Source organism: Micromonospora sp. KC213 (assembly GCF_004348325.1).
Taxonomy (GTDB): domain Bacteria; phylum Actinomycetota; class Actinomycetes; order Mycobacteriales; family Micromonosporaceae; genus Micromonospora.
The window spans coordinates 1-21,306 of the sequence record NZ_SMKF01000012.1; the positions used below are offsets into that span (position 1 = coordinate 1).

Sequence of the window (21,306 nt, forward strand, 5' to 3'; positions counted from 1 at the left end):
GGCCCCTACCCCCACCGTGCCCCCTGTCGGGCCGTCCGTCAAATAGAGCGACGCCACTGGAAGCGAGGCCAGCATTTTCGCGTTTCCGCTCGCCAGTGCCCGAGTCGCGGCTACGCTGGGGGCAGCCCGTACCTTCAGTCGGCGGTGGTGGCCTCGCGCAGCCGGGCTGCGGTGCGGCGCGGGTCGTAGTCCGGGCCGACGCCCTCCACGATGAGGGTGGCAGCCTCGATGTGCCGGGTCCGCAGCGGCAGGATCTCCTGGTACGCCGGCGAGGCGTACCAGGCTCGGGCCCGCTCGACGTCGGGGAACTCCACGATCACGACGGTCCCCGGCCAGTCACCCTCCAGGACCTCCACCTCGGCCCCGTGCACCCGGAACCTCCCCTGGTACGGGTCGAGGGTGGTCTGGATTCGGTCGATGTACTCGAGAACGTCCTCGTTGATCTGCGGCGTGCGAATATGGGCCAGCGCGAAGGCGGGCATGGTTTCTCCCCGTGTCGTCGACCCACCCTGTGTGGATCACTGTGGACGATTCTTCCAGCCACGCGGTGGACCGCCCCAGTGCCCCGGTACGGATCCGGCTCAGCGCAACGCGACCGCCTGGAGGCCGACGTTGCCGCAGTCGGAGTTGAAGGTCCGCTCGACGACCCACGACATCAACAGCTTCTCGCCCGGAGGCACCCGGAACCGCACGACCCACTGGACGGTGTGGCTGGTGTGCGGGTCCTCCAGCCGCACCGTCCGGGTGGGGCCGCCGGTGGAGAGCCGAACGTCGAGCCGGCCCCGCGCCATCCAGACGCCGACGAAGAGGCGCACGGTGCGCAACTGGCCGCTACCGGCCACGGCGAGACTGAAGCCGTTGCCAACACCGCAGGTGTACACGCTGGTCATGGCCGCGCCGACCGCGGCGACGGGGGTGCCGTCGCGCCAGCGGAACGACTCCGGGTTGGTGTCGATGCTGGCCCGCGTGCCCCGGCCGCCCTCGTCGCGGATCTCGAGCGACCCGCCCCGCTTGCGGACCTCGGAGTCGGGGCCGTGTAGTCCCCAGTGGACCCAGTCGCGGCCGCCGAGGGCGGTGAGGTCCACCGTGGCGGGCACCTCCGCCTCGGCGACGGTGAGCACCGGCCCGGCCGGCACCGGCTTCGTGGTCGGCGCGGCCGTGGGGGTCGGCGACGGGGTGCGTTGCCGGGGCCGCAGCCCTGGGGAGGCGACACCGGCCTCGGTCACCTCCGCGGGCAGGCCGGTGGGCCGACCGGCCACCGTCGGCGCACCGGGCGACGGCGTGCGCTCCTCGGCCGGGAGCGCCCGGTCCCCGCCGACGTTCAGGTACGACACCAGAGCGGCCAGGCAGGTCAGGGCGGTCAGCGACGCGAGCGCCCGGCGGCGACGGCGTTTGCGGTGCCGGGCGGTCCGAGTGGTCGCGCCGCCGGAGGGACCGGGTCCGATCCGTCTCACCTGGTCGTCCGCCACCGCTTCTCCGTTCCGCACACCGCGCGTCGGCCAACCATGATCGCAAGGCCGACGTGAGCCCCGTCACGTTTACATCCGTACGACCGCTTACGCCATAGTCCGGCCTGTCAGCGTTTTGAGTTCGTTACCGAACGGCGGTAGCGAAAACCGTCCCAACGACGCCAGGATCGACCCGCTCAGCCGAGTACGAATCCTAGCGGTCCTATGTCCGTCCGGTCACGATGCGGGGACGGATCGCCGGCACCGATACTCTCCACTGAGGACGATTGGGATTGACCGGCCGCAGCGCCAGACCGAAACAGATCAGGACCGATCCGTCGGCGAAGCAGGAACGGCCGGCTCAGCGGAGCTCGAAACCCAGCGCCTGCGCCAGCACGAGCGCCTGCTCCGCATCGATCAGCGCGCCGTCCCGCTGCACGGACAGCGGATCCAGCGCGGTCAGATCGCTGCCCCGCAGATCCGCCCGGGTCAGTCGGGCCCCGCGCAGCTGCGCGCCGGACAGGTCGACGCCGGTCACGGTCGCGTCGGTCAGGTCGGCCCCGGTCAGGTCCGCCTCCCGCATCCGTACGCCGGTGAATGTCGCCCCGCGCAGGTCGGCACCGGGCAACGCGACGAAGGACCAGTCCCCGCCGGTCACCCGCAGCGGGCGCAGGTCGCACTCCTGGAAGGTGCTGCCCACCAGCTTGCACCCGGCGAACTCGACGTCGAAGAGATTGCACCGCCGGAACGCACACCGGACGAAGGCCGAGTCGGCGTGCCGGGAGGAGTTGAAGGACACGTTGCCGAACGAACACTCGGTGAAGGTGGCACCCCGACTGGTCGCCTCGCCGAGATCGACCCGCTGCAGCGAACACCCCACGAAATGCCGGCCGACCAGCTCCTCGGCATACCAGTCTTCGTCGCGGAACGTGGCGTCCTCGATGGTTTCCGACATCGACCCACCGTAACGGCACGGGCCGACAGTGACGGGCCGACTCTTCCGCCGCCGCAGCGGCGGCTAGTACTTTCGCGAGGTGAGTGTGGCACCCAAGACCGACCCGGACCGGCTCGGCTTCGACCCCGCGCGGCTCGCGCGGATCGACCGGCACTTCGGCCGCTACGTCGACGAGGGGCGGCTGGCCGGCTGGCAGGTCGTCGTCACCCGGCGGGGCGAGGTCGCGCACAGCACGACGTACGGGCTACGCGACGTCGAGGCGGGGGTGCCCGTCGAACCGGACACCATCTGGCGAATCTACTCGATGACCAAGCCGATCACCTCGGTCGCGGCGATGATGCTGTGGGAGGAGGGCCGGTTCGACCTGAACGACCCGATCAGCCGCTGGCTGCCGGAGTTCGCCGACGTCCGGGTCTTCGACAGGGGTTCGGCGCTCAAGGCGTACACGGTGCCGGCGGTCGAGCCGATCCGGGTCTGGCACCTGCTCACCCACACCTCCGGCCTGACCTACGGCTTCGCGCAGACCTCGGTCGTCGACGCCCTCTACCGCGCCGCCGGGTACGACCTCGGCGTCCCACCGGGCCTGGACCTCGCCGAAGCCACCGCCGGGATGGCGAAGCTGCCGCTGATGTTCCAGCCCGGCACCGGGTGGAACTACGGCGTCTCCACCGACGTGCTGGGCCGGTTGGTCGAGGTGCTCTCCGGGCAGCGCCTGGACGCATTCCTCACCGACCGGATCCTCGGCCCGCTGGGCATGACCGACACCGGGTTCTGGGTGGGCGAGCCGGACACCAAGCGGCTCGCCGCGCTCTACATGGCGCACCCGGCGACCGGTCGGGCGATCCGCGCCGATCGGTTCGGCGCCGCCGCGCTGCACCGCCCGCAGTGCCTCTCCGGGGGCGGCGGGCTGGTCTCCACCGCCGCCGACTACCACCGCTTCACCCAACTGCTGCTGCGCGGCGGCGAGCTGGACGGCGTACGCCTGCTCGCCCCCCGCACGGTGCGCTACATGACCCGCAACCACCTGCCGGGCGGGGGTGACCTGGCGTCGTTCGAGCCGGAGGGGTTCGCCGAGACGGTGCTGGACGGTATCGGCTTCGGTCTGGGCTTCGCCGTCGTGACCGACCCGGTGCCGGCTCGGGTGCCCAGCAGCGTCGGCGAGTACTACTGGGGTGGTCTGGCCAGCACGGCGTTCTGGGTCGACCCGGTTGAGGAGATCACCGCCCTGTTCTTCACCCAGCTGATGCCGTCGAGCACCTACCCGCTGCGCGCGCAGCTACGGCAGCTCGTCTACAGCGCCGTCATCGGCTGAGCCGGCGGAGGGATCCGGGCCGTTCCGGCGACGGGCGGTCCAGGTGCTCCATAGCCTGGACGGCATGAGCAACATCGTCGTGTACGGCGCCGGTGGCACCGCCGGCTCGCGGATCGTCGCCGAGGCTGTGGCCCGGGGGCACCGGGTCACCGCGGCGGTCCGCCGGCCGGAGTCGGTCACCTGGCTGCCCGCCGGGGTGCACGTGGTGACCGGGGACGCCACCTCGGCCCGCAGCGTGCGGGAACTCGCCGCCGAGGCCGACGTGATCGTGGTGGCGGTCGGCGGCGGTGAACGGGCGCTGTGGCGGGACGCGGCGCAGACGTTGATCACCGTACTGCGGGAGCTGCCCGATTCGCCCCGGGTGATCCACGTCGGCGGCGGGGCGACCCTGCTGACACCGCGGGACACCCCTTTCCTGGAGGAACCGGACTTCCCCGAGGAGTACCGGGACGCGGCGCTGGGCCAGGCCGACGCGCTGGCCTGGTACCGCTCCTCGGCCGACGGGGTCACCTGGACCTACGTCTCCCCGCCCCCGCTGGAGTTCCACCCGGGCGAGCGGACCGGCCGGTACCGGACCGGCATCGAGCACCCGGTTCTGGACGAGCAGGGGCGCTCGGTGCTGACCTACGAGGACCTGGCGGTGGCGATCGTCGACGAGATCGAGGCGCCGCGCTTCGAGAACATGCGGTTCACCGCCGCGTACTGACCGCGTCAGTCGGCGAGCCGGGACGGGAAGCCGCCGGTGGCGATCGGGCCCCAACCGTCGATCGTCACCCGGATCAGTGACTTGCCCTGCGTCACCATGGCCTGCCGGTACTCGTCCCAGTCCGGGTGCTCGCCGGAGATGCTGCGGAAGTACTCCACCAGCGGCTCCAGCGCCTCCGGCAGGTCGAGCACCTCGGCGGTGCCGTCGACCTGCACCCAAGGGCCGTCCCAGTCGTCGGAGAGGACGCAGACGGAGACCCGGGGATCACGGCGGATGTTGCGGACCTTCGCCCGCTCCGGGTAGGTGGAGATCACCAGACGGCCCTCGGCGTCGACCCCGCAGGCCACCGGGGACGCCTGCGGGCGGCCGTCGGATCGGGTGGTCATCAGCACGACCCGGTGCCGGGGACGGAGGAACTCGGTCAGGGCGGCGCGGTCGACCCGGGTGTTGCTCGCGATGTGGCGTGGCATGCCATGGTTCTACCAGGCCATCCGCGCGCCGGCCCACCGGCCGACGCACCGACGGATCCCGCCGGACCCGTACGCGACCGGTCCGCTGGGGCGCCGTACCCGGTCACCCGGGTTCCGCGGTCGGTCGCTTCAAGGGTTCCGCCCGACGACGCGGCCCGGCACGGTCTGGGCCGGCACCCGGGGCCGGGCCGCCGGCCGCCACGCCCGGCCGTTGGCGTAGATCACCCGGAAGCCGAGGTACGCCGCCAGCGGCGCCCAGTGCGCCGAGCCCATCCGCAGCTCGGCGGCGTTGTGCCGCTGGCCGTTGGCGAGCACGTCGAGCAGCACCGTCTCGAAGGCAGCCGACTCCACCCAGTCCACCTCCCGGGTGAACCCGCAGATCAGGGCCGCCCCGGTGACGTTCAGGAAGGTGCGCAGCGCGGCGTCGGAGGCGCGTAGCACCGAGCAGCTGCCGAAGTAGAGCCGCCTCCCCTCGCACCGCCCGGCCATCCGCTCCGCGACGTCGGCGAGCGCCACCGAGTCCCAGTCGGTCAGGCAGAGCCGGCTCGGTTCCCCGTGCATGGCGAAGAAGCCGACCCGGTAGTCGGCGTACTGCTTGAGCAGCCAGCGATCCAGGAAGTAGAACAGTTCGTCGCGGGTCGCGGCGTCCTTGTGGATGAAGCGGATCCGGCCAAGCCGTTCCAGCAGCTCAAGGGTGGGCAGGACGGAACCACGCTCGTTCAAGTCACGATGCCACTGCCCCTCGACGCAGAACACGCCTCCGCGAGCCACGCTGACCTCCCCGTCGTCGGCCAGGGCAGACGTTACCGGTTGCGAACGGCGGGCCGACAGTCACCCAACGTCACTGAATGGGCCCTTTCGGGTCGGTCGGGTCGGTCCGGGCCGGCCGTCCTCGCCGCCCCGCTCCGGGTCGGATCGTCCACGGCACGAATCGGCCCAATGCACTGTCGTCATCCAGAAAAACCCCTCATCCTGAGCGATTCTCACAAATCACCTCTAACGGGGAGGAGAACTGCCAGGGTGGGGAGGACGGGGCGTCGAGGTCGATGCCTGCTCAGTCACCCAGTCGCTCACCCACCGGAGGACACCTGTGCGCGTACACACGCTCAAGCGAGCCCTCATGGCGATGGCCCTCGCACTACCCGGGGCCGCAGCCGGCGCGGTGCTCGCCGCGCCGGCCGCCCACGCCGACGCCTGCTACACCTGGAACCGCACCCTGTCGTCGGGGCGCGTTGGCGAAGATGTCCGCCAACTCCAGGTCCGGGTCGCCGGATGGCCCGCCTACGGCGGCATCGTCCGGGTCGACGGGCAGTACGGACCGGAGACCGCCGCGGCGGTCAGCCGGTTCCAGGCCGCGTACGGGCTACGCGTCGACGGGATCGCCGGCCCGCAGACCTTCGCCAAGCTGTACCAACTGCAGGACGACGACTGCACACCCGCGCACTTCAGCTTCGACGAGATGGACGACGGGTGCGGTCGGGGCGGGTGGAGCGGGGGCCCGCTGTCGGCCACGGAGACCCGCGCCGCCGCGCTGCGCACCATGTGGAAGCTCGAGGCGCTGCGCCACACGCTCGGCGACCAGCCGCTCCACGTCACCAGCGGCTTCCGCAGCGCCACCTGCAACCAACAGGTCGGCGGGGCGGCGGACAGCCAGCACCTCTACGGCAACGCCGCCGACGTGGTTCCCCTGGCCGGTTCGCTGTGCGACCTCGCCCGGGCCGCCCGCAGCCACGGGTTCAGCGGCATCCTCGGGCCGGGCTACCCCGGTCACGGCAGCCACGTGCACCTGGACTCGCGGCGCGAGAACGACCGCGACCGGACGAGCGCCACCACCGTCTGGTCGGCCCCGGAGTGCGGGGTCGGCTCCGCCGACTGACGGGACTGTACGGTCGGCTCCGCCGATCGAACCGGCGCAGACATCGACGCCGGCCCGGCCGGGTGGGGGACCCGGTCCGGGCCGGCGTCGGCGGCACCCCGGCAACGCTGGCGGTCGTGCCTGCGCTCAGCTCGCCCGGGGCCAGCGCGGCGCGGTGGCGGGGGGTACCACCGGCCGACCGGGCACGCCGGGCCGGAGACCGGGCCGCATGCCCTGAGCCGCAGCCGGCCGTATGCCCTGGGCAGCAGCCGGCCGTATCCCCTGAGCCGCAGCCGGCCGTATGCCCTGGGCTGCAGCCGGCCGCATGGCCGGGGCGGCGGGCCGGCCCGGCTGGGTACGTGTCGGGTAGGCGGGTACGGGCCGGCCCGGCTGGCCGGGCGCCTGGCTGCGTGGTGGTGTCGCCGCGCCGGGACGCGACTGCGCCGGGCTGCCGTAGGTGAACGGGAACGGCACGTGCACGAACGGGTTCCCGTGCCGGATCAGGGCCTCGATCTGACGGTCGTTGAGCCCGTGGTTCTCCAGTACCCGTCGTCCCCACCGGTGCAACCGGCACGGGTACGACGCGCCGTCGTTACGGCACAGCGGCCCGTTGGGCCACTCCTCGGCGGCGTGCACGACCACCGCCCGCACCGCGAGCCGGACGTCCTCCGGCGTCAGCGGTGCCGGCACCGGCACCTCGCCCAGAACCAGATCGATGGGGTCCGTCGACTGCTCACCAACTCGCACGGCAGGCCTCCCGCAGCTCGCCAGCGACTGCGGCTGTCCGCCGCAGCGCATCCTCGGCCAGTGGTACGGCCCGCGCGGGACAGCGGTTCAATCGCATCGGACCGTACCCCGCGCACGTTTGGCCGGCGGGCGGTGGCGCACCGGGGACATTCCGCCCGCGGTGCCCGTCAGACCAGGCCGGCGTCGTGCACCAGCAGCGCCACCTGCACCCGGTTGTTCAGTTCCAGCTTGGTCAGCAGTCGGGACACGTACGCCTTCACCGTCGCCACACTCATGAACAGCTCAGCCGAGATCTCGGCGTTGGTCCGCCCCTGCCCCAGGGCGAGCGCGACCTGCCGTTCCCGCTCGGTCAGGCCGGCGAGCGCCCGCAGCGCCCGCTGCTGCCGGGCGTCGCCACCGGAGGGTGCCGGACCGGCGGTCACCTGGGCGATCAGCTTCCGGGTCACCGTCGGGGAGAGGGTCGCCTCCCCCGCCGCCACCCGCAGCACCGCCCGGACGATCTCCACCGGCGGGGTGTCCTTGAGCAGGAACCCGCCCGCGCCGGCGCGCAGTGCGCGCAGCACCTGCTCGTCGGCGTCGAACGTGGTCAACACCAGCACCTCGGGTGGCTCCGGCAGCGTCCGCAGCGCCTCGGTGGCGGTCAGCCCGTCGACCCGGGGCATCCGGATGTCCATCAGCACCACGTCCGGCGCGTACCTGTCGACGGCGGCCGGCACCTCGGCACCGTCGGCCGCCTCGCCCACCACCCGGATCTCCGGCACCCCGCCGAGGATCATCGACAGCCCCGCCCGGACCAGTGGGTCGTCGTCGACGACGAGCACCCGGACCGGCGCCCGCTCCCCCGCGCTCACCTGGCCGACCAGGGCAGCCAGGCGGCGAGCCGGAAGTCGCCGGCGGCGTCCCGGCCATGTTCCAGCCGGCCCCCGGCCAGGCTGACCCGCTCGGTGACCCCCACCAGTCCCGTGCCGGTGCCCGGGATCGCCGGCGGGGCCTCCCCGACCGGCCACGGGTTGCGGATCTCCACGGCGAGCCCGTCGCCGGGCCCGCCGGCCAGCCGCACCGTGACCCGCGCCCCCGGCGCGTGCTTGCGGGCGTTGGTCAGCCCTTCCTGCACGATCCGGTACGCGCTGCGCCCGACCGCTGCCGGCACCGCCGCCGCCTGGCCGACCTCGTCGACCACGCCGACCCGCATCCCGGCCGCCCGGGACTCGGCGACCAGCGCCGGCAGGTCGCCGAGCGTCGGCTGCGGCCGTTCCGGACTCTGCTCGCCGCCGGACTCCGTGCGCAGCACGCCGATCACCTCGCGCAGGTCCTCAAGGGCGGCGTGGGCGCTGGCCCGGATCACCCCGGCCGCCCGGGCGATCTCCTCCGGGGGTGCGTCGGGGCGGAACTCCAACGCCCCGGCGTGCAGGCTGAGCAGCGAGATCCGGTGCGCCAGCACGTCGTGCATCTCCCGGGCGATGCGGGTGCGCTCCAGCTGCCGTGCCTGGGCCACCCGCAGTTGCTGCTCGGCCTCGGCCCGGTCGGCCCGCTCACGCAACGACAGGACCAGCTGCCGGCGGGCCCGGACGAACAGCGCCCAGGCCACCGCCACGCCCACGATCAGCACCGTCCAGGCGACGGCGGGCCAGAACGGCAGCTCCGGGTCCGGCCGGAGCGCGAGGTAGACCGGCGTGGTGGCCAGATGCCAGGCGACCAGGGCGGCACCCGTCGGCAGGGGCCGGTGCAGCAGCACAGTGAACAGGATGACCAGCATCGCGATGCCGGCGCTGGACGAGAAGAGCGCCAACGGCGCCGTGGCCACCGCCAAGGCCAGCGGCCAGCGGCGGCGCAACCAGAGCGCGGCGCTCACCCAGACCCCGAGCACCAGGTCGACCCCGACCAGCCAGCCCGGTCCGGCGTTGAGCGCCAGCTCCGGATCCGGGCCCACCGCGTCGCCGAAGGAGAACAACGCCCAGGCGAGGGCGAGCAGGAAGCAGAGGCTGTCGACCACCCAGTCCCGGGCCGTGCGCCGCACCATGGTCGGTGGGCGGGTCAGGGTCCCGGACAGCAGCCAGGGATGTTCGGGTACGACGGCGGCGCTCACCCGCCCATGCTAGGAATTCGGCTGCCCGCACCGACAGCTACCAAAGTCGAGGGTTGCCGGTAGACCGAGGTATGGCCGGATCTCGACCGCCGGCCGCAGCGCATGGCCGGGTGGCTCCGACAGGCTCGACGCCATGATCGAAGTTGACCACCTCACCAAGCGGTACGGTCCGCAGGCCGCTGTGGACGACGTGTCGTTCCACTGCGAACCCGGCACGGTGACCGGCTTCCTCGGCCCGAACGGCGCCGGCAAGTCCACCACCATGCGGATGATCTGCGGGCTCACCCCGCCCACCTCGGGCGGCGCCACCGTCTCCGGCGCGCCCTACCGCCGGTTGCCCAACCCGGGGCGGCAGGTCGGGGTGCTGCTGGACGCCTCGGCACAACACGCCGGGCGGACCGGCCGGGAGGCACTGACCCTGGCCGCCCGGACGATGGGCGTGGACCGCCGGCAGGTGGCCGCGAAGCTCGACCTCGTCGGGCTCAACGAGGCGGCGGCGAAACGGCGGGTCGGGGCGTACTCGTTGGGGATGCGGCAGCGGCTCGGCCTGGCGCTGGCGCTGCTGGGTGACCCTCAGGTGCTGATCCTCGACGAGCCGGCCAACGGTCTGGACCCGGAGGGAATCTTCTGGATGCGTGGCCTGCTGCGCGACTTCGCCGACCGGGGCGGCACCGTGCTGCTCTCCAGCCATCTGCTGCGCGAGGTGGAGGCGGTGGCCGACCGGCTGGTCGTGATCGGCGGCGGTCGGGTGGTCGCCGCCGGCGACAAGGACGAGTTGCTGGCCGGGGCCGGCACCCTGGTCCGTGCCCGCGACCCGCTCGCGTTGCGGCAGGCCCTGGACCGGGCCACCCTGCCCGCCACCGCCGGCACCGACGGCGGCTTCGTGGTCCGCGCCGAACCCGGGGTGGTCGGTCAGGCCGCGGCGGACGCCGGGCTCGCCCTCACCGAGCTGCGGCCCGCCGGCAGCGGCGGCCTGGAACAGCTCTTCCTCACCCTCACCGCCGGCGCGTCGACGAAGGAGACCGTGAAATGACCACCACCATCGCCGCCCCGGCCGCCACCGTCCACCGGCCGGCCATGGTCGGACCGTCGCTGGCCCGGCTGACCGGCGTGGAGCTGCGCAAGCTCACCGACACCCGGGCCGGCCGCTGGCTGCTGGCCGCGATCGGGCTGATCGCCGCGGCCATCGTCACGGTGCAGGTGTTCGTCCTCGACGACGCCGAGCAGACCTTCCGCGCCTTCTTCACCCCGTCGCTGTTCCCGGTCGGGCTGCTGCTGCCGGTGCTGGGGATCCTCTCCATCACCTCCGAATGGTCGCAGCGCACCGCGCTGACCACCTTCGCCCTGGTTCCCCGCCGGGACCGGGTGGTCGTGGCGAAGCTCGCCGCCCTGCTGCTGGCGGCGCTGGCCTCGGTGCTGGTCAGCCTCGCCGTCGCCGCCGTCGGGACACTGGTCGCCAAGGCCACCGGCGGGGCCGGCACCTGGGCCTTCGACTGGCAGCTGCTGCCGCACGCCGCCGTGTTCCAGGTGGCGAACGCGCTGATGGGCGCGGCCTTCGGCCTGCTGCTGCTGAACACCCCGCTGGCCATCGTCAGTTACCTGCTGCTGCCGACGGTCTGGAGCATCCTCGCCGCGATGGTCACGGCGCTGCGCAAGCCGGCCGAGTGGCTGGACACCGCGGTCACCATGGAACCCCTGCTGAGCGCCGAGGTGACCGCCGGGCAGTGGGGCCGGCTGGCGGTGTCGCTGCTGGTCTGGCTGGCGCTGCCGCTGGCCGCCGGGCTGGTCCGGGTGCTGCGGCGGGAGGTGTCCTGACCGTGGACGCCCAGGGGCACGGCGAGGCCACCGTGGTCGACGGCGGCGTCACCGAACTGGTGGTGATGTGGGTCGGGTTCCCGCTGCTCGGGGCCGGACTGGGCGCGGGGCTGACCGCCGTGTCCGGCTGGCTCGCCGAGCGGCCCTGGGTGCCGTTCGACAACTGGTTCGCGTTCCTGGCCCGGCTGCCCGAACAGCAGGCGTACGCGGCCGGTTGCGCGGTGCCGGCCCTGGCCGGACTGGTCCTGGCGTACATCGGCACCCGGGAGCGGCTCATCGTCACCGTCCGCCGCACGGCGGTGCGGCTGCGCCACGACGGCCACGAGCAGGAGGTCTCCCGGGCCACGGTCGCCGGCGTCTTCGTCGACAACAAGGCGCTGGTGCTCCTCGGCGTCGACGGCGGGGAACTGGCCCGGGAGCGGTCAGATCTGGACCGGGACCGGCTGGCCGCGGCCTTCACCGGGCACGGTTGGCCGTGGCGGGAGCAGGACCCGCACCGGGAGGCGTACCGGCGGTGGGTGGAGGGGCTACCCGGGTTGCCGGCCGGCGCGGACGCCCTGCTGCGCGCCCGGCAGCGGGCCTTGGACGCCGACCGTGGCGGCGAGATCCGGGAGTTGCGCGCCGAGCTGGGCCGACTCGGGGTGGTGGTGCGCGACGAGGGGAAACGCCAGTACTGGCGGACGGCGGGCGAGCCACTTCGGCGGGAGGAACGCACCGATGCCGGGTGGGTGAGCGGTGAGGAGCGTGACCGCTGACCGGGGTGCCCGCCGCGGCGACCCAGCCGTTCGCGTTCGCGTACGCACGGTAGCGGAAGCGCCCTCGTAGATGGTCAGCCGGCCCAGCGGCGGTTACCGTTCCCCGTTGCGGGGAGGAGACGTCGTGCACGTGGTATCCGTGATCAATTACAAGGGTGGCGTGGGGAAGACCACCATGACCGCCAACCTCGGCGCGGAGCTGGCCAACCGGGGCATGCGGGTGTTGCTGGTCGATCTGGATCCGCAGGCCAGCCTCACCTTCAGCTTCTACGAGCCGGACGACTGGCGCGACCGGCTCCGCGCCGACCGCACCGTCAAGCGCTGGTACGACGGGCTGCGCGGGGACAGCCCGACGGTTACCCTCGGTGAGCTGGTGGTCTCCCCCGGGCCGGCCAACGCCCACCTGTCCGGCGCGGGACGGCTCGATCTGATCGCCTCGCACCTCGGCCTCACCGACATCGACCTGGCGCTGGCCCGGGGGGTGGCCGACGGCGAGGAGTACGACCGGGAGCTGTTCCGGGTACGCGGCTCGCTGGCCGAGGGGCTGCACGACGAGGCGTTGGGCGGCTACGACCTGGTGCTGATCGACTGCCCGCCGAACCTCAACGTGGTCACCCAGTCCGCCATCATCGCCAGCGATCACCTGCTCATCCCGGCCAAGGCCGACTATCTGTCCACCCTCGGCATCGACTACCTCTGCGGCAACGTGCGGGAGTTGGTCGACCGGTACAACGTCGACTCGCGGCGGTTCGCCACCATCCGGCGGCACCACAAGGTGGCTCCCGATATCGCCGGCGTGGTGTTCACCATGATCCAGTTGACCGCGCAGCGGCCGATCTCCGCCCACCAGGGCTACATGGACCAGGTCCGGGCGCTCGGCCTGCCCGTCTTCCCGACCGTGCTGCGGGAGAACGTCACGCTCTTCGCCACCAACGCCCCGCGGGGCGTGCCGGCGGTGCTGCGCCCCCGGGTGGGCCTGCCGGCGGTGCAGGAGGAGCTGCGCCAGATCACCAACGAGTTCCTGGCCCACCTCCAGCCGAAGGTCGCGGCGTGACCGAGCCGGCGCCCACCGCCGCGCTGTTGGTCCGCCTCGCGGAACTGGTGCGGGACCTGCCGCCCGCCGAGCTGGCGGCGCTGGCCGAGGGCCGGGCCCGGCTGGCGGTCGTCCCCGCTCACGCCATCGCACCGGCCCGGGCCCCGGACGACGACACCACCGCGCCGGCCCGGGCCCCGGACGACGACACCACCGCCCTCGCCCGTACCCCGGACGCCGCCGCGAACGTGGGGGCAGCGCGGGGCCGGCCCGCTGCGCCGGCCGCCGGCCCGGACCGGGCGGTGGCGGCGCTGGCGGCCATGACCAGCCGCGGCGACGGCACCGCCTACCTGTCGGCGTGGTCGGTACGGGAGCTGCGGGCGCTGGCGGCCCGGCTCGGACTGGGTGCGATGGCCGGTAGCCGCAAGGCCGATCTGGTGGACCGGATCGTGGACCGGACCGTCGGTTTCCGGCTCGACTCGGCGGCGATCCGTCGGCTCTGAGCCGTCCCGAGAGGAACCGGCACACCGACGGCCACGACCCGCTCCGACGGCCGGGGACACCGTATCGGTTCGGCTACGCCGCCTGTTCGGTCGATCAATGCCCGGCAATCTTGTCACCGGCCAGGCCCCTCGATACGCTCCCGCGGCTACTTCACGGAGAAAGGACCGCAGTGACCGTTTCCGCTCCGGGCAGCGCCCAGAAGTCCTGGGTCGTCGCCCTGCTGCTCTGCTTCTTCATCGGTGTCCTCGGCGTCCACCGCTTCTACGTGGGCAAGATCGGCACCGGCATCCTCCAGCTCATCACCTTCGGTGGCCTGGGTTTCTGGACCCTCATCGACCTCATCCTGATCCTGGTCAGTTCCTTCAAGGACAAGCAGGGCCAGCCGCTCGCCAAGTGAGCCACGGTCGGGGCCGGGATCCGTCGCGATCCCGGCCCCGACCGGCATCAGAAGCGGTACGCGACGCCGTACTCCGGCACCAGGACCCGGCTGCGCGGCGACACCCGCCGTACGGCGGCGATCAGGTCGTCCAGCCGCCGCCGGTCGTTCGGGGCGACGACCGGCGGGTTGACCAGCGGGGTCTCGAAGTTGTCCCAGTGCACCGGCACCACGGTCTTCGGACGGTCCAGCGCGGACATCAGCCGGGGCACGTAGTCGGCGGTGGAGCCGGTGGCGGGCAGCGCCACCATCGCCACGTCCGGCGCCAGCCCGGTGAGGTTACGCTCGACGAAATCGCTGGCGCCCATGAAGAACACCGACGGGCCGCCGTCGATCCGGATCTGGTACGCCAGGGTGTCCCCTTCGGGCAGGTCGGCGATGGTGGTCGGCTTCGGCGGTGGGGCGACCCGTACGCCGGGGAAGGCGACCGACCACGCCGCGTTGCGGCTGTGCAGCGAGCTGACCACCTCGATCGTGTGGTCGCCGAACTCCAGCACCTCCCCGCCGCGGACCGGACTGAGCTGCCCCGTCGGAACGCCGTACGCGATTCCCAGGTGGTACGCGGTGAGGGTGCCGAAGACCCGGGCGCCGGTACGGGCGGCGATGTGCGGAACGTCGTTGAAGTGGTCCCAGTGGGTGTGGGTGACCAGGATGGTGGCTGCCCGGTCCACCATGGAGTCGACGACGGCGGTGTCGACGGTGAGCGGGGTGGCAGGGTCGAAGACGTTGCGGAACAGGCCGGTGTCGTAGCGACTGAGGAACGGGTCGACCAGCACCGTCCGGTCACCGATGTCGACCCGCCAGGCGGAGGTGCCCCACCAGCGGAAGCTGACCGCACCGGACCGGGCGCGCGGGGTCGAGGCGGCGGTGGCCGGTGCGGCCCGGGCCGCCACGTCGGGGACGAACCCGCCGGCGGTCACGGCGGCTCCGGCCGCGGTGGTCCGCAGGAACCGTCGGCGGTCGAGATGGTGTGTGGACATGCTGCTGCTCTCCCCGTCTGGGATGGGTCGGTCGCTGCACAGCCCACCACCGCACCCTCGGCCATGTCCAAGATCAAAAGATCGGGACCGCCATATCTGATGCGATATCAGAGCAGCTCACGGCCACGGAGCCGGTGTCGGAACGGTGGAAAGTCAGGATCGCAGTGCCGCCACGGCGGTCGCGGCGGCCGCGCCGATGGCCAGGTCCACGTCGATCCGCCGGGTGGCGAGCCGTTCGGTCCGGACGAGGACGGCCATCGCGTACCGGCTTCCGTCCGGGTACTCGGCGACCCCGGCGTCGAGATGCAGCCCCGGCAGAGTGCCGGTCTTCGAGGCGACCCGCACCCCGGGCGGGAAGCCGGAGGCCAGCCGGGTCCAGAAGAGCTGCCGGGACATCAGCTCCCGGACGGTGGCGCAGGCGGCCGCCGGACCGGCCTGGTCGCGCCAGATCAGGCTGAGCAGCCGGGTGAGTTCCCGGGCGGTGCTGGAGGTGGTCTGCTCGGGGTCGAAGACCCGCATCGCCCGGATCCGGTCGGCGGTCAGGGTCGGGAAGATCCGGGCGAAGTCCGCCTCGGTGCGGGCACCCACGTCGGCGAGCATCAACTCGACCAACTGCCGGGGGCTACCCAGGATCCGGGTACGCGGCAGCTCCAGCTCGGCGGCGAGCATCGGCAGCACGTCCGCGCCGACCCGGCGCAGCAGCAACTCGGCGGCGGTGTTGTCGCTGACCGACATGGTGAAGAACGCCAGGTCGCGTAGGGACATCTCCACGTCGTCGGCGCACCCGGCCACACCCCACCCGCCGAGCCGGTCGGCGGCGGTCACCACCACCCGTTCGGTGGGGTCGAGTTGGCCGGCGGCGGCCTGTCGGGCGAACTCCAGCACCAACAGGATCTTGAATACCGAGGCGATCACGGTCTGCCGGTCTGCCTCGACGGCCACCTCCCGACCCTCCGCCGCGTCCACCGGCACGACGTGCAGGCTCCCGGTGACCCCGGCTCGGGCGAAGATGTCACGGATCCGCTCTCGTACTGCCACAGCGGCACGGTACCGAGGGCTGCCGTATCGTCCGGGCGTGGATCTGCTCCGCCACCTGCGCCATTTCGTGGTGGTCGCCCGTGAGCTGCACTTCGGCCGGGCGGCCGAGGCGTTGGGCATGGCGCAGCCGCCGTTGAGCCAGTCGATCCAGCGGTTGGAACGGGAACTGGCGGTGGAGCTGTTCGACCGGTCCCGTCGGCAGGTCGGGCTCACCACCGCCGGCCGGCTGCTGCTGGGCGAGGCGGAGGAGCTGCTGGCCGGGGAGTCGCGGCTGCGCCACCTGATGCGCCAGGTCCAGGAGGGCACGCTGGGCGTCTTCCGCGCCGGGGTGCTGCCGGAGACCCCCGCGGTCACGTTACGTGCGTTGCTGGACCGACTGGCCGCGTCCGCCCCGGGGCTCGACGTCGACCTGCACGAGCTGACCAGCGCGGAACAGGTCCGGATGCTCGCCGAGCGGCGGCTCGACGCGGGCCTGGTGCACCACCCGGTCCAGGCCGACGGGCTACGCTTCGGCCCGCCGGTGGACGTGCCGGTGGGGGTGCTGCTGCCCCGGGCGTCGCCGCTGGCCCGGCCACGCGAGGTGGCGTTGGGCGACCTGGCCGGGCTGGATCTGGTCGCTGCGCCCCGGGTCACCGCGCCCGGCTGGTACGACCACCTGCTGGACGGGTGCCGCCGGCACGGCTTCGTGCCGGCACGGGTGCGACCGGCCCGTAATCCCGAGTTCGTCTTCGGTCTGCTGTTGGCCGGCGGCGCGGTGGCGTTGGAGCCGCAGTCGCTGGCCCGGCGGGAGCCGCGGATCGCCTGGCGGCCGATCGCCGGGGCACCGCTGGTGCGGCGCACCTCGGCGGCCTGGCCGGACCGGGCGGCGCATCCGGCTGCCGTGATGTTCGGGCAGCTCGCCGCGGAGGTGCTGGCGGCGCAGGAGCCGGCGCCGCCGGCCGTGGTGGTGCCCTCGGAGCGGCCATGGCCGGTGCTGTTCGACGCCACCCACGACTGAGCCGGTTCGCTTGTCGCAGATCACCCGCGTCGGACCGGTGGTGTCCGCCCCGGTTGGGTAACGCTGTCGGGTGACCCGCGTCCCGTCGGCAGCCCTGTGGCGTGACCGGCCGGACGCAGCTGAGATGGGAGAAGATGCCGACATGGCGAACACGGTTCCCGACATCACACTCAACGACGGCAACACCATTCCGCAGCTCGGCTTCGGTGTGTACCAGATCGCGCCGGAGGACACGGTCGAGGCGGTCGGCACGGCGCTGGAGATCGGCTACCGGCACATCGACACCGCCGAGATGTACGGCAACGAGGCCGAGGTCGGTGAGGCGATCCGCCGCTCCGGGCTGGACCGCGACGAGGTCTTCGTGACCAGCAAGCTGAACAACGGCTTCCACCGGCCCGACGACGCCCGCAAGGCGTTCGAGTCGACGCTGGCCGCGCTGAAGATGGATCACATCGACCTGTTCCTGATCCACTGGCCGCTGCCCACCCGCTACGACGGCGACTTCGTCTCCACCTGGAAGACGCTGGAGGAGTTCCAGCGTGACGGCCGGGCCCGGTCGATCGGGGTGTCCAACTTCCAGGTCGCGCACCTGGAGCGCCTGGCCGCCGAGACGGACGTCGTGCCCGCGGTCAACCAGATCGAGGTGCACCCGTACTTCGGCAACGAGGAGGTCCGCGCGTACGGCCGGGCGCACGGCATCCCGACCGAGGCATGGTCGCCGATCGCGCAGGGCGCGGTACTCGACGACCCGACGCTGGTGGACATCGCGCAGGAACTGAACCGTACGGTGGCCCAGGTGGTGCTGCGCTGGCACGTGCAGCGCGGTGACATCGTCTTCCCGAAGTCGAGCACCCCGAAGCGGATCGAGGAGAACTTCCACATCTTCGACTTCGAGCTGGACGACGCGACGATGGAGCGGATCACCAGCCTGGACAAGGGCGAGGCCGGTCGGCAGGGGCCGAACCCGGACACGTTCGACTACATCCCGGCCTGACCCACCCGCACTGGGGGCCCGCGGCGGCGGGCCCCCGTCGGGCGGGTCGCTCAGATGATGAAGTGCGTCCAGTAGGCCAACCAGATCACGAACAACACCCCCTGCAGCAGGGCCAGCGCGACGCTCAGCCACACGTCCACCCCGGCGGTCCGGGTCCAGCGGGCCAGGACCAGGCAGACCGGAAACGCGGCGAGCAGGTACCGCAGCAGGCTCTTGTAGACCGGTGGCCCCATCGACAGCGGGGCCAGGACCATCAGCACCGCGTAGACGACGTACGGCAGCCCGATCCGCCGGAACCCGGCGAGCACCACGGCCAGAACGGCGACGGCGAACCAGACCCGTACCGCGTCCCGGCCGTCGCCGCCGGTGAGGCCCTGCCACATCACCCGCAGCGGGTCCTGCACGCTGATGCCCCAGCCCTTCTCCTGGGCGTGCTTGTAGGCGAACCAGTCCCCACCCTTCCAGCGGCAGAACGCCATGAAGGTCAACCAGCCGGCGGGGATCAGCAGCAGCGGCCACCCGCTGCGCAGATAGGCCCAGAGGGTGCGCGGTCCCAGTCGGTACCGGTGCTGGCGCAGCAGAACCAGAGCCAGCGGTACGACCACCAGGAACCCCACCGAGCGGCTGAGCCCCAGGAGGTATCCGACCAGTCCCACCACCAGCCACCGCCGCCGCTCGGCGTAGTAGAAGGTGGCCACCGCCAGGCAGAGGAAGAGCGATTCGGTCAGCGCCGCCTGGAACAGGAAGGCCGTCGGCAGCAGCACCAGGTAGCGGGTGAAGCGGCGGGCCGAGCGGTCGTCGCCGAGCAGGATCTCCCCCAGCCGCAGCGCGTAGTACAGCAGCAGCAGAAACGCCACGTTGGCGATCAGCAGCAGTGCCAGCGCGGTGTCGCCGCCGAGCAGTACCGCGACCGGTCGGGCCAGGAACGGGTAGAGCAGCGGGAAGGCGAAGTCGTCCCAGGGCCCGGTGAGGGGTTCCCGGGCCAGGTGGTCGTAGATCAGGGCGTCCCAGGCGAACCACATGGAGATCCACCGCCGTGGGGAGATCGCCGCCTGCTCGGCGCGGGTGTCGGCCTCGTCGGCGGGCGGTGCGCCGGGCACCTCGTCCCAGGCGGCGAGCGCGACGACACCGAGGACGGCAAAGATGATCTTGGCGGCGACGAAGACCGCCAGGGCGTACCACCAGTGGCCCGGCACCCGGGCGGCGAGACCGCCGGCGCCGTCCCTCAGGCGGGCGGTGAGACCGCCGGCGCCGCCCGTCCGGCGGGCGGCCACGCCGGAACGGCCGCTGCCGCCCGCGCGGCGGCCCCTGGTCGTCTCCGGCGTACGGTCCACCATGCCTGCTTCCTCGTGATCGGGTCCGGGTGCGCGGTCGGCCCACCGGGTGCCGCGACCTGCCCCGTCATCCCCCACCCGGACCGAATGACACCTCCCGCGCGGAGGAGTCCCCGACACCGGCGGGTCGGCATGATCGGGAGATTCCGCGGCAGTTGACGTGAGAGCAGCCAGAGACCGGGTATGCGCGCCTCCTCCGCAGGACCGAGGGCTAGGGAGCGCACGGGGATGGAAGAGCGTCACGGCACGGTGGTCATCGGCGCCGGCCCGGCCGGGTTGACCGCCGCGTACGAGCTGCTCCGGCACGGCGCGGCGGTCCAGGTCTTCGAGTCCGACCAGGTAGTCGGCGGCATCAGCCGTACGGTGGAACGCGACGGCTGGCGCTTCGACATCGGCGGGCACCGGTTCTTCACCAAGGTTCCGCGGGTCGAGGCGTTCTGGCATGAGGTCCTGCCCGACGAGGAGTTCCTGCTGCGCCCCCGGATGAGCCGGATCTTCTACCGGGGCGCGCTCTACGACTATCCGCTGAACGCGGGCAACGCCCTGCGCAACCTGGGGATCCGCGAGGCGATCCGGTGCATGGGCTCGTACGCGCGGGCCCGGCTGCGTCCGCCCCGCGACCAGTCGCACTTCGAGGGCTGGGTGTCGGCCCGGTTCGGTTGGCGGCTGTACTCCATCTTCTTCAAGACCTACACGGAGAAGGTGTGGGGCATGCCGGCCGACCAGTTGCAGGCGGACTGGGCCGCCCAGCGGATCAAGAACCTGTCACTGTCGAAGGCGGTGCTGAACGCCCTGTTGCCGCGCCGCAACCGCAAGGACGTGACCAGCCTGATCGAGGAGTTCCAGTATCCGAAGTACGGCCCCGGCATGATGTGGGAGCGGTGCACCGACGAGGTCCGCCGACGCGGCGGCGAGGTCACCCTCGGCACCTGGGTGACGGCGGTGCACCGGGAGGGCGGCCGGGCCGTGGCGGTCACCGTCGACGGGGCCGGGGGCGAGCGCCGGATCCCCGCCGACCACGTGATCTCGTCGATGCCGATCTCGGAGCTGGTGGCGGCGATCCGACCGGCGGCGCCGCCGGAGGTGCTCGCCTGCGCCGCCGACCTGAGGTACCGCGACTTCCTCACGGTGGCGCTGGTGGTGCCGGAGGAGTTCTCGTTCCCCGACAACTGGATCTACGTGCACGACCCGGCGGTGCAGGTGGGCCGGATCCAGAACTTCGGTTCCTGGTCGCCGTACCTGGTCAAGGACGGCCGCACCTGCCTGGGGCTGGAGTACTTCGTCTTCGAGGACGACGCCACCTGGCGGACACCCGACGACAATCTGGTCGCTCTGGCGACCGCCGAACTCGAAAAGCTCGGCCTGGTCCGTCCCGGCTGCGTGGAAGCCGGGTACGTGGTGCGGATGCCGAAGGCCTACCCGGTGTACGACGAGCGCTACCAGCGCAACGTGGACACCATCCGCGACTGGCTGGCCCGGGAACTGCCCAACGTGCACCCGGTCGGGCGTAACGGGATGCACCGCTACAACAACCAGGACCACTCGATGATGACGGCGATGCTGACCGCCGAGAACATCGTCCACGGCGCCGGCCACGACGTCTGGTCGGTCAACGTGGAGCAGGACTACCACGAGCGGTCCGACGGCGACCGCAACGACCGGCGGGGAACCGGGCGGGACGCCCCGGTCGTGCCGAGCCGCCCGCTCGGCCGGGTCACCACCGAGACCCGCCCGACCGGGGCCGGGCAGTCCGAGAACCGTCCGACCGGGGCCGGTTCCGCCGAGACGCGCCCCGTGCGTCGACCGACCGGGGTGAACTGAGCAGCGCCGTCCACCCACAC

General features: G+C 72.5%; 23 protein-coding genes. 12 read left to right on the forward strand and 11 right to left on the reverse strand.

Going from position 1 to position 21,306, the window contains the following annotated elements; genetic code table 11:
* Positions 1-134: 134 nt before the first annotated feature.
* From E1166_RS05070 to E1166_RS05080, 3 genes are all read right to left on the reverse strand, one after another.
* Positions 135-482 carry a DUF1330 domain-containing protein gene (locus tag E1166_RS05070; RefSeq protein ID WP_132261559.1) on the reverse strand — a complete coding sequence of 116 codons (348 nt, stop codon included), beginning with the start codon at positions 480-482 and terminating at the stop codon, positions 135-137.
* 99 nt (positions 483-581) lie between these two features.
* On the reverse strand, positions 582-1,454 hold the full coding sequence (locus tag E1166_RS05075; RefSeq protein ID WP_243710163.1) for a hypothetical protein: 873 nt from the start codon (positions 1,452-1,454) through the stop codon (positions 582-584).
* Between the two features lie 355 nt (positions 1,455-1,809).
* The gene (locus E1166_RS05080) at positions 1,810-2,403 is read right to left on the reverse strand and encodes a pentapeptide repeat-containing protein (protein ID WP_132336217.1); all 594 of its coding nucleotides are present in this window, start codon (positions 2,401-2,403) and stop codon (positions 1,810-1,812) included.
* A gap of 79 nt (positions 2,404-2,482) precedes the next feature.
* Here E1166_RS05080 and E1166_RS05085 point away from each other — a divergent pair, with 79 nt between their 5' ends.
* Together E1166_RS05085 and E1166_RS05090 are read left to right on the forward strand one after the other, a co-directional pair.
* The gene (locus E1166_RS05085) at positions 2,483-3,715 is read left to right on the forward strand and encodes a serine hydrolase domain-containing protein (RefSeq protein ID WP_132336219.1); all 1,233 of its coding nucleotides are present in this window, start codon (positions 2,483-2,485) and stop codon (positions 3,713-3,715) included.
* Positions 3,716-3,779: 64 nt separating this feature from the next.
* Complete coding sequence (locus E1166_RS05090) at positions 3,780-4,421, forward strand: NAD(P)H-binding protein (protein WP_132336221.1); 642 nt, start codon at positions 3,780-3,782, stop codon at positions 4,419-4,421.
* A gap of 5 nt (positions 4,422-4,426) precedes the next feature.
* On the opposite strand, the gene E1166_RS05095 is transcribed toward E1166_RS05090, so the two are convergent.
* Entirely contained in the window at positions 4,427-4,891 is a 465-nt protein-coding gene (locus E1166_RS05095; protein WP_132336223.1) for a PPOX class F420-dependent oxidoreductase, read from the reverse strand.
* A 129-nt stretch (positions 4,892-5,020) separates the two neighbouring features.
* Entirely contained in the window at positions 5,021-5,662 is a 642-nt protein-coding gene (locus E1166_RS05100; RefSeq protein WP_132336225.1) for a hypothetical protein, read from the reverse strand.
* 319 nt (positions 5,663-5,981) lie between these two features.
* Between E1166_RS05100 and E1166_RS05105 the strand changes: the two genes are divergently transcribed.
* The gene (locus tag E1166_RS05105; RefSeq protein ID WP_132336227.1) at positions 5,982-6,767 is read left to right on the forward strand and encodes a D-Ala-D-Ala carboxypeptidase family metallohydrolase; all 786 of its coding nucleotides are present in this window, start codon (positions 5,982-5,984) and stop codon (positions 6,765-6,767) included.
* Positions 6,768-6,893: 126 nt separating this feature from the next.
* Here the strand turns inward: E1166_RS05105 and E1166_RS05110 are convergent, their stop codons facing one another.
* The 3 genes from E1166_RS05110 to E1166_RS31410 all read right to left on the reverse strand — a co-directional run bounded on the left by E1166_RS05110 (position 6,894) and on the right by E1166_RS31410 (position 9,579).
* Positions 6,894-7,493, reverse strand: coding sequence for a hypothetical protein (locus E1166_RS05110; RefSeq protein ID WP_132336229.1), 600 nt, complete (start codon positions 7,491-7,493; stop codon positions 6,894-6,896).
* Between the two features lie 167 nt (positions 7,494-7,660).
* The gene (locus E1166_RS05115) at positions 7,661-8,269 is read right to left on the reverse strand and encodes a response regulator transcription factor (protein WP_132336324.1); all 609 of its coding nucleotides are present in this window, start codon (positions 8,267-8,269) and stop codon (positions 7,661-7,663) included.
* Between the two features lie 71 nt (positions 8,270-8,340).
* Positions 8,341-9,579, reverse strand: a complete 1,239-nt coding sequence (locus E1166_RS31410; RefSeq protein ID WP_132336231.1) for a histidine kinase — start codon at positions 9,577-9,579, stop codon at positions 8,341-8,343.
* Positions 9,580-9,712: 133 nt separating this feature from the next.
* On the opposite strand from E1166_RS31410, the gene E1166_RS05125 reads away from it, so the two are divergent.
* The 6 genes from E1166_RS05125 to E1166_RS05150 all read left to right on the forward strand — a co-directional run bounded on the left by E1166_RS05125 (position 9,713) and on the right by E1166_RS05150 (position 14,083).
* A complete protein-coding gene (locus tag E1166_RS05125; protein ID WP_132336233.1) occupies positions 9,713-10,612 on the forward strand; it encodes an ATP-binding cassette domain-containing protein in 900 nt (299 codons plus the stop codon).
* A complete protein-coding gene (locus E1166_RS05130) occupies positions 10,609-11,394 on the forward strand; it encodes an ABC transporter permease subunit (protein ID WP_132336235.1) in 786 nt (261 codons plus the stop codon). Before E1166_RS05125 ends, E1166_RS05130 begins: the two co-directional genes overlap by 4 nt.
* Positions 11,395-11,396: 2 nt before the next feature.
* Positions 11,397-12,149, forward strand: a complete 753-nt coding sequence (locus E1166_RS05135; RefSeq protein ID WP_132336237.1) for a hypothetical protein — start codon at positions 11,397-11,399, stop codon at positions 12,147-12,149.
* 124 nt (positions 12,150-12,273) lie between these two features.
* Positions 12,274-13,203: an AAA family ATPase gene (locus E1166_RS05140; RefSeq protein ID WP_165944242.1), complete on the forward strand. Its 930-nt coding sequence runs from the start codon at positions 12,274-12,276 to the stop codon at positions 13,201-13,203.
* Positions 13,200-13,685 (forward strand): SAP domain-containing protein, encoded by a 486-nt coding sequence (locus E1166_RS05145; RefSeq protein ID WP_132336241.1) that lies wholly within the window; start codon positions 13,200-13,202, stop codon positions 13,683-13,685. Before E1166_RS05140 ends, E1166_RS05145 begins: the two co-directional genes overlap by 4 nt.
* A gap of 170 nt (positions 13,686-13,855) precedes the next feature.
* Complete coding sequence (locus E1166_RS05150) at positions 13,856-14,083, forward strand: TM2 domain-containing protein (RefSeq protein WP_132336243.1); 228 nt, start codon at positions 13,856-13,858, stop codon at positions 14,081-14,083.
* 47 nt (positions 14,084-14,130) lie between these two features.
* Here the strand turns inward: E1166_RS05150 and E1166_RS05155 are convergent, their stop codons facing one another.
* Complete coding sequence (locus tag E1166_RS05155) at positions 14,131-15,102, reverse strand: MBL fold metallo-hydrolase (RefSeq protein WP_132336245.1); 972 nt, start codon at positions 15,100-15,102, stop codon at positions 14,131-14,133.
* 153 nt (positions 15,103-15,255) lie between these two features.
* Positions 15,256-16,140, reverse strand: a complete 885-nt coding sequence (locus E1166_RS05160) for a serine hydrolase (RefSeq protein WP_132336247.1) — start codon at positions 16,138-16,140, stop codon at positions 15,256-15,258.
* Between the two features lie 37 nt (positions 16,141-16,177).
* Here E1166_RS05160 and E1166_RS05165 point away from each other — a divergent pair, with 37 nt between their 5' ends.
* Together E1166_RS05165 and E1166_RS05170 are read left to right on the forward strand one after the other, a co-directional pair.
* Positions 16,178-17,137 (forward strand): LysR family transcriptional regulator, encoded by a 960-nt coding sequence (locus E1166_RS05165; RefSeq protein WP_132336249.1) that lies wholly within the window; start codon positions 16,178-16,180, stop codon positions 17,135-17,137.
* Positions 17,138-17,279: 142 nt separating this feature from the next.
* On the forward strand, positions 17,280-18,131 hold the full coding sequence (locus E1166_RS05170) for an aldo/keto reductase (RefSeq protein WP_132336251.1): 852 nt from the start codon (positions 17,280-17,282) through the stop codon (positions 18,129-18,131).
* 50 nt (positions 18,132-18,181) lie between these two features.
* Here E1166_RS05170 and E1166_RS05175 read toward each other — a convergent pair whose 3' ends face one another.
* Positions 18,182-19,468 (reverse strand): hypothetical protein, encoded by a 1,287-nt coding sequence (locus tag E1166_RS05175; RefSeq protein WP_243710165.1) that lies wholly within the window; start codon positions 19,466-19,468, stop codon positions 18,182-18,184.
* Between the two features lie 225 nt (positions 19,469-19,693).
* Here E1166_RS05175 and E1166_RS05180 point away from each other — a divergent pair, with 225 nt between their 5' ends.
* Positions 19,694-21,286, forward strand: coding sequence for an NAD(P)/FAD-dependent oxidoreductase (locus E1166_RS05180; protein WP_132336253.1), 1,593 nt, complete (start codon positions 19,694-19,696; stop codon positions 21,284-21,286).
* Positions 21,287-21,306: the final 20 nt, after the last annotated feature.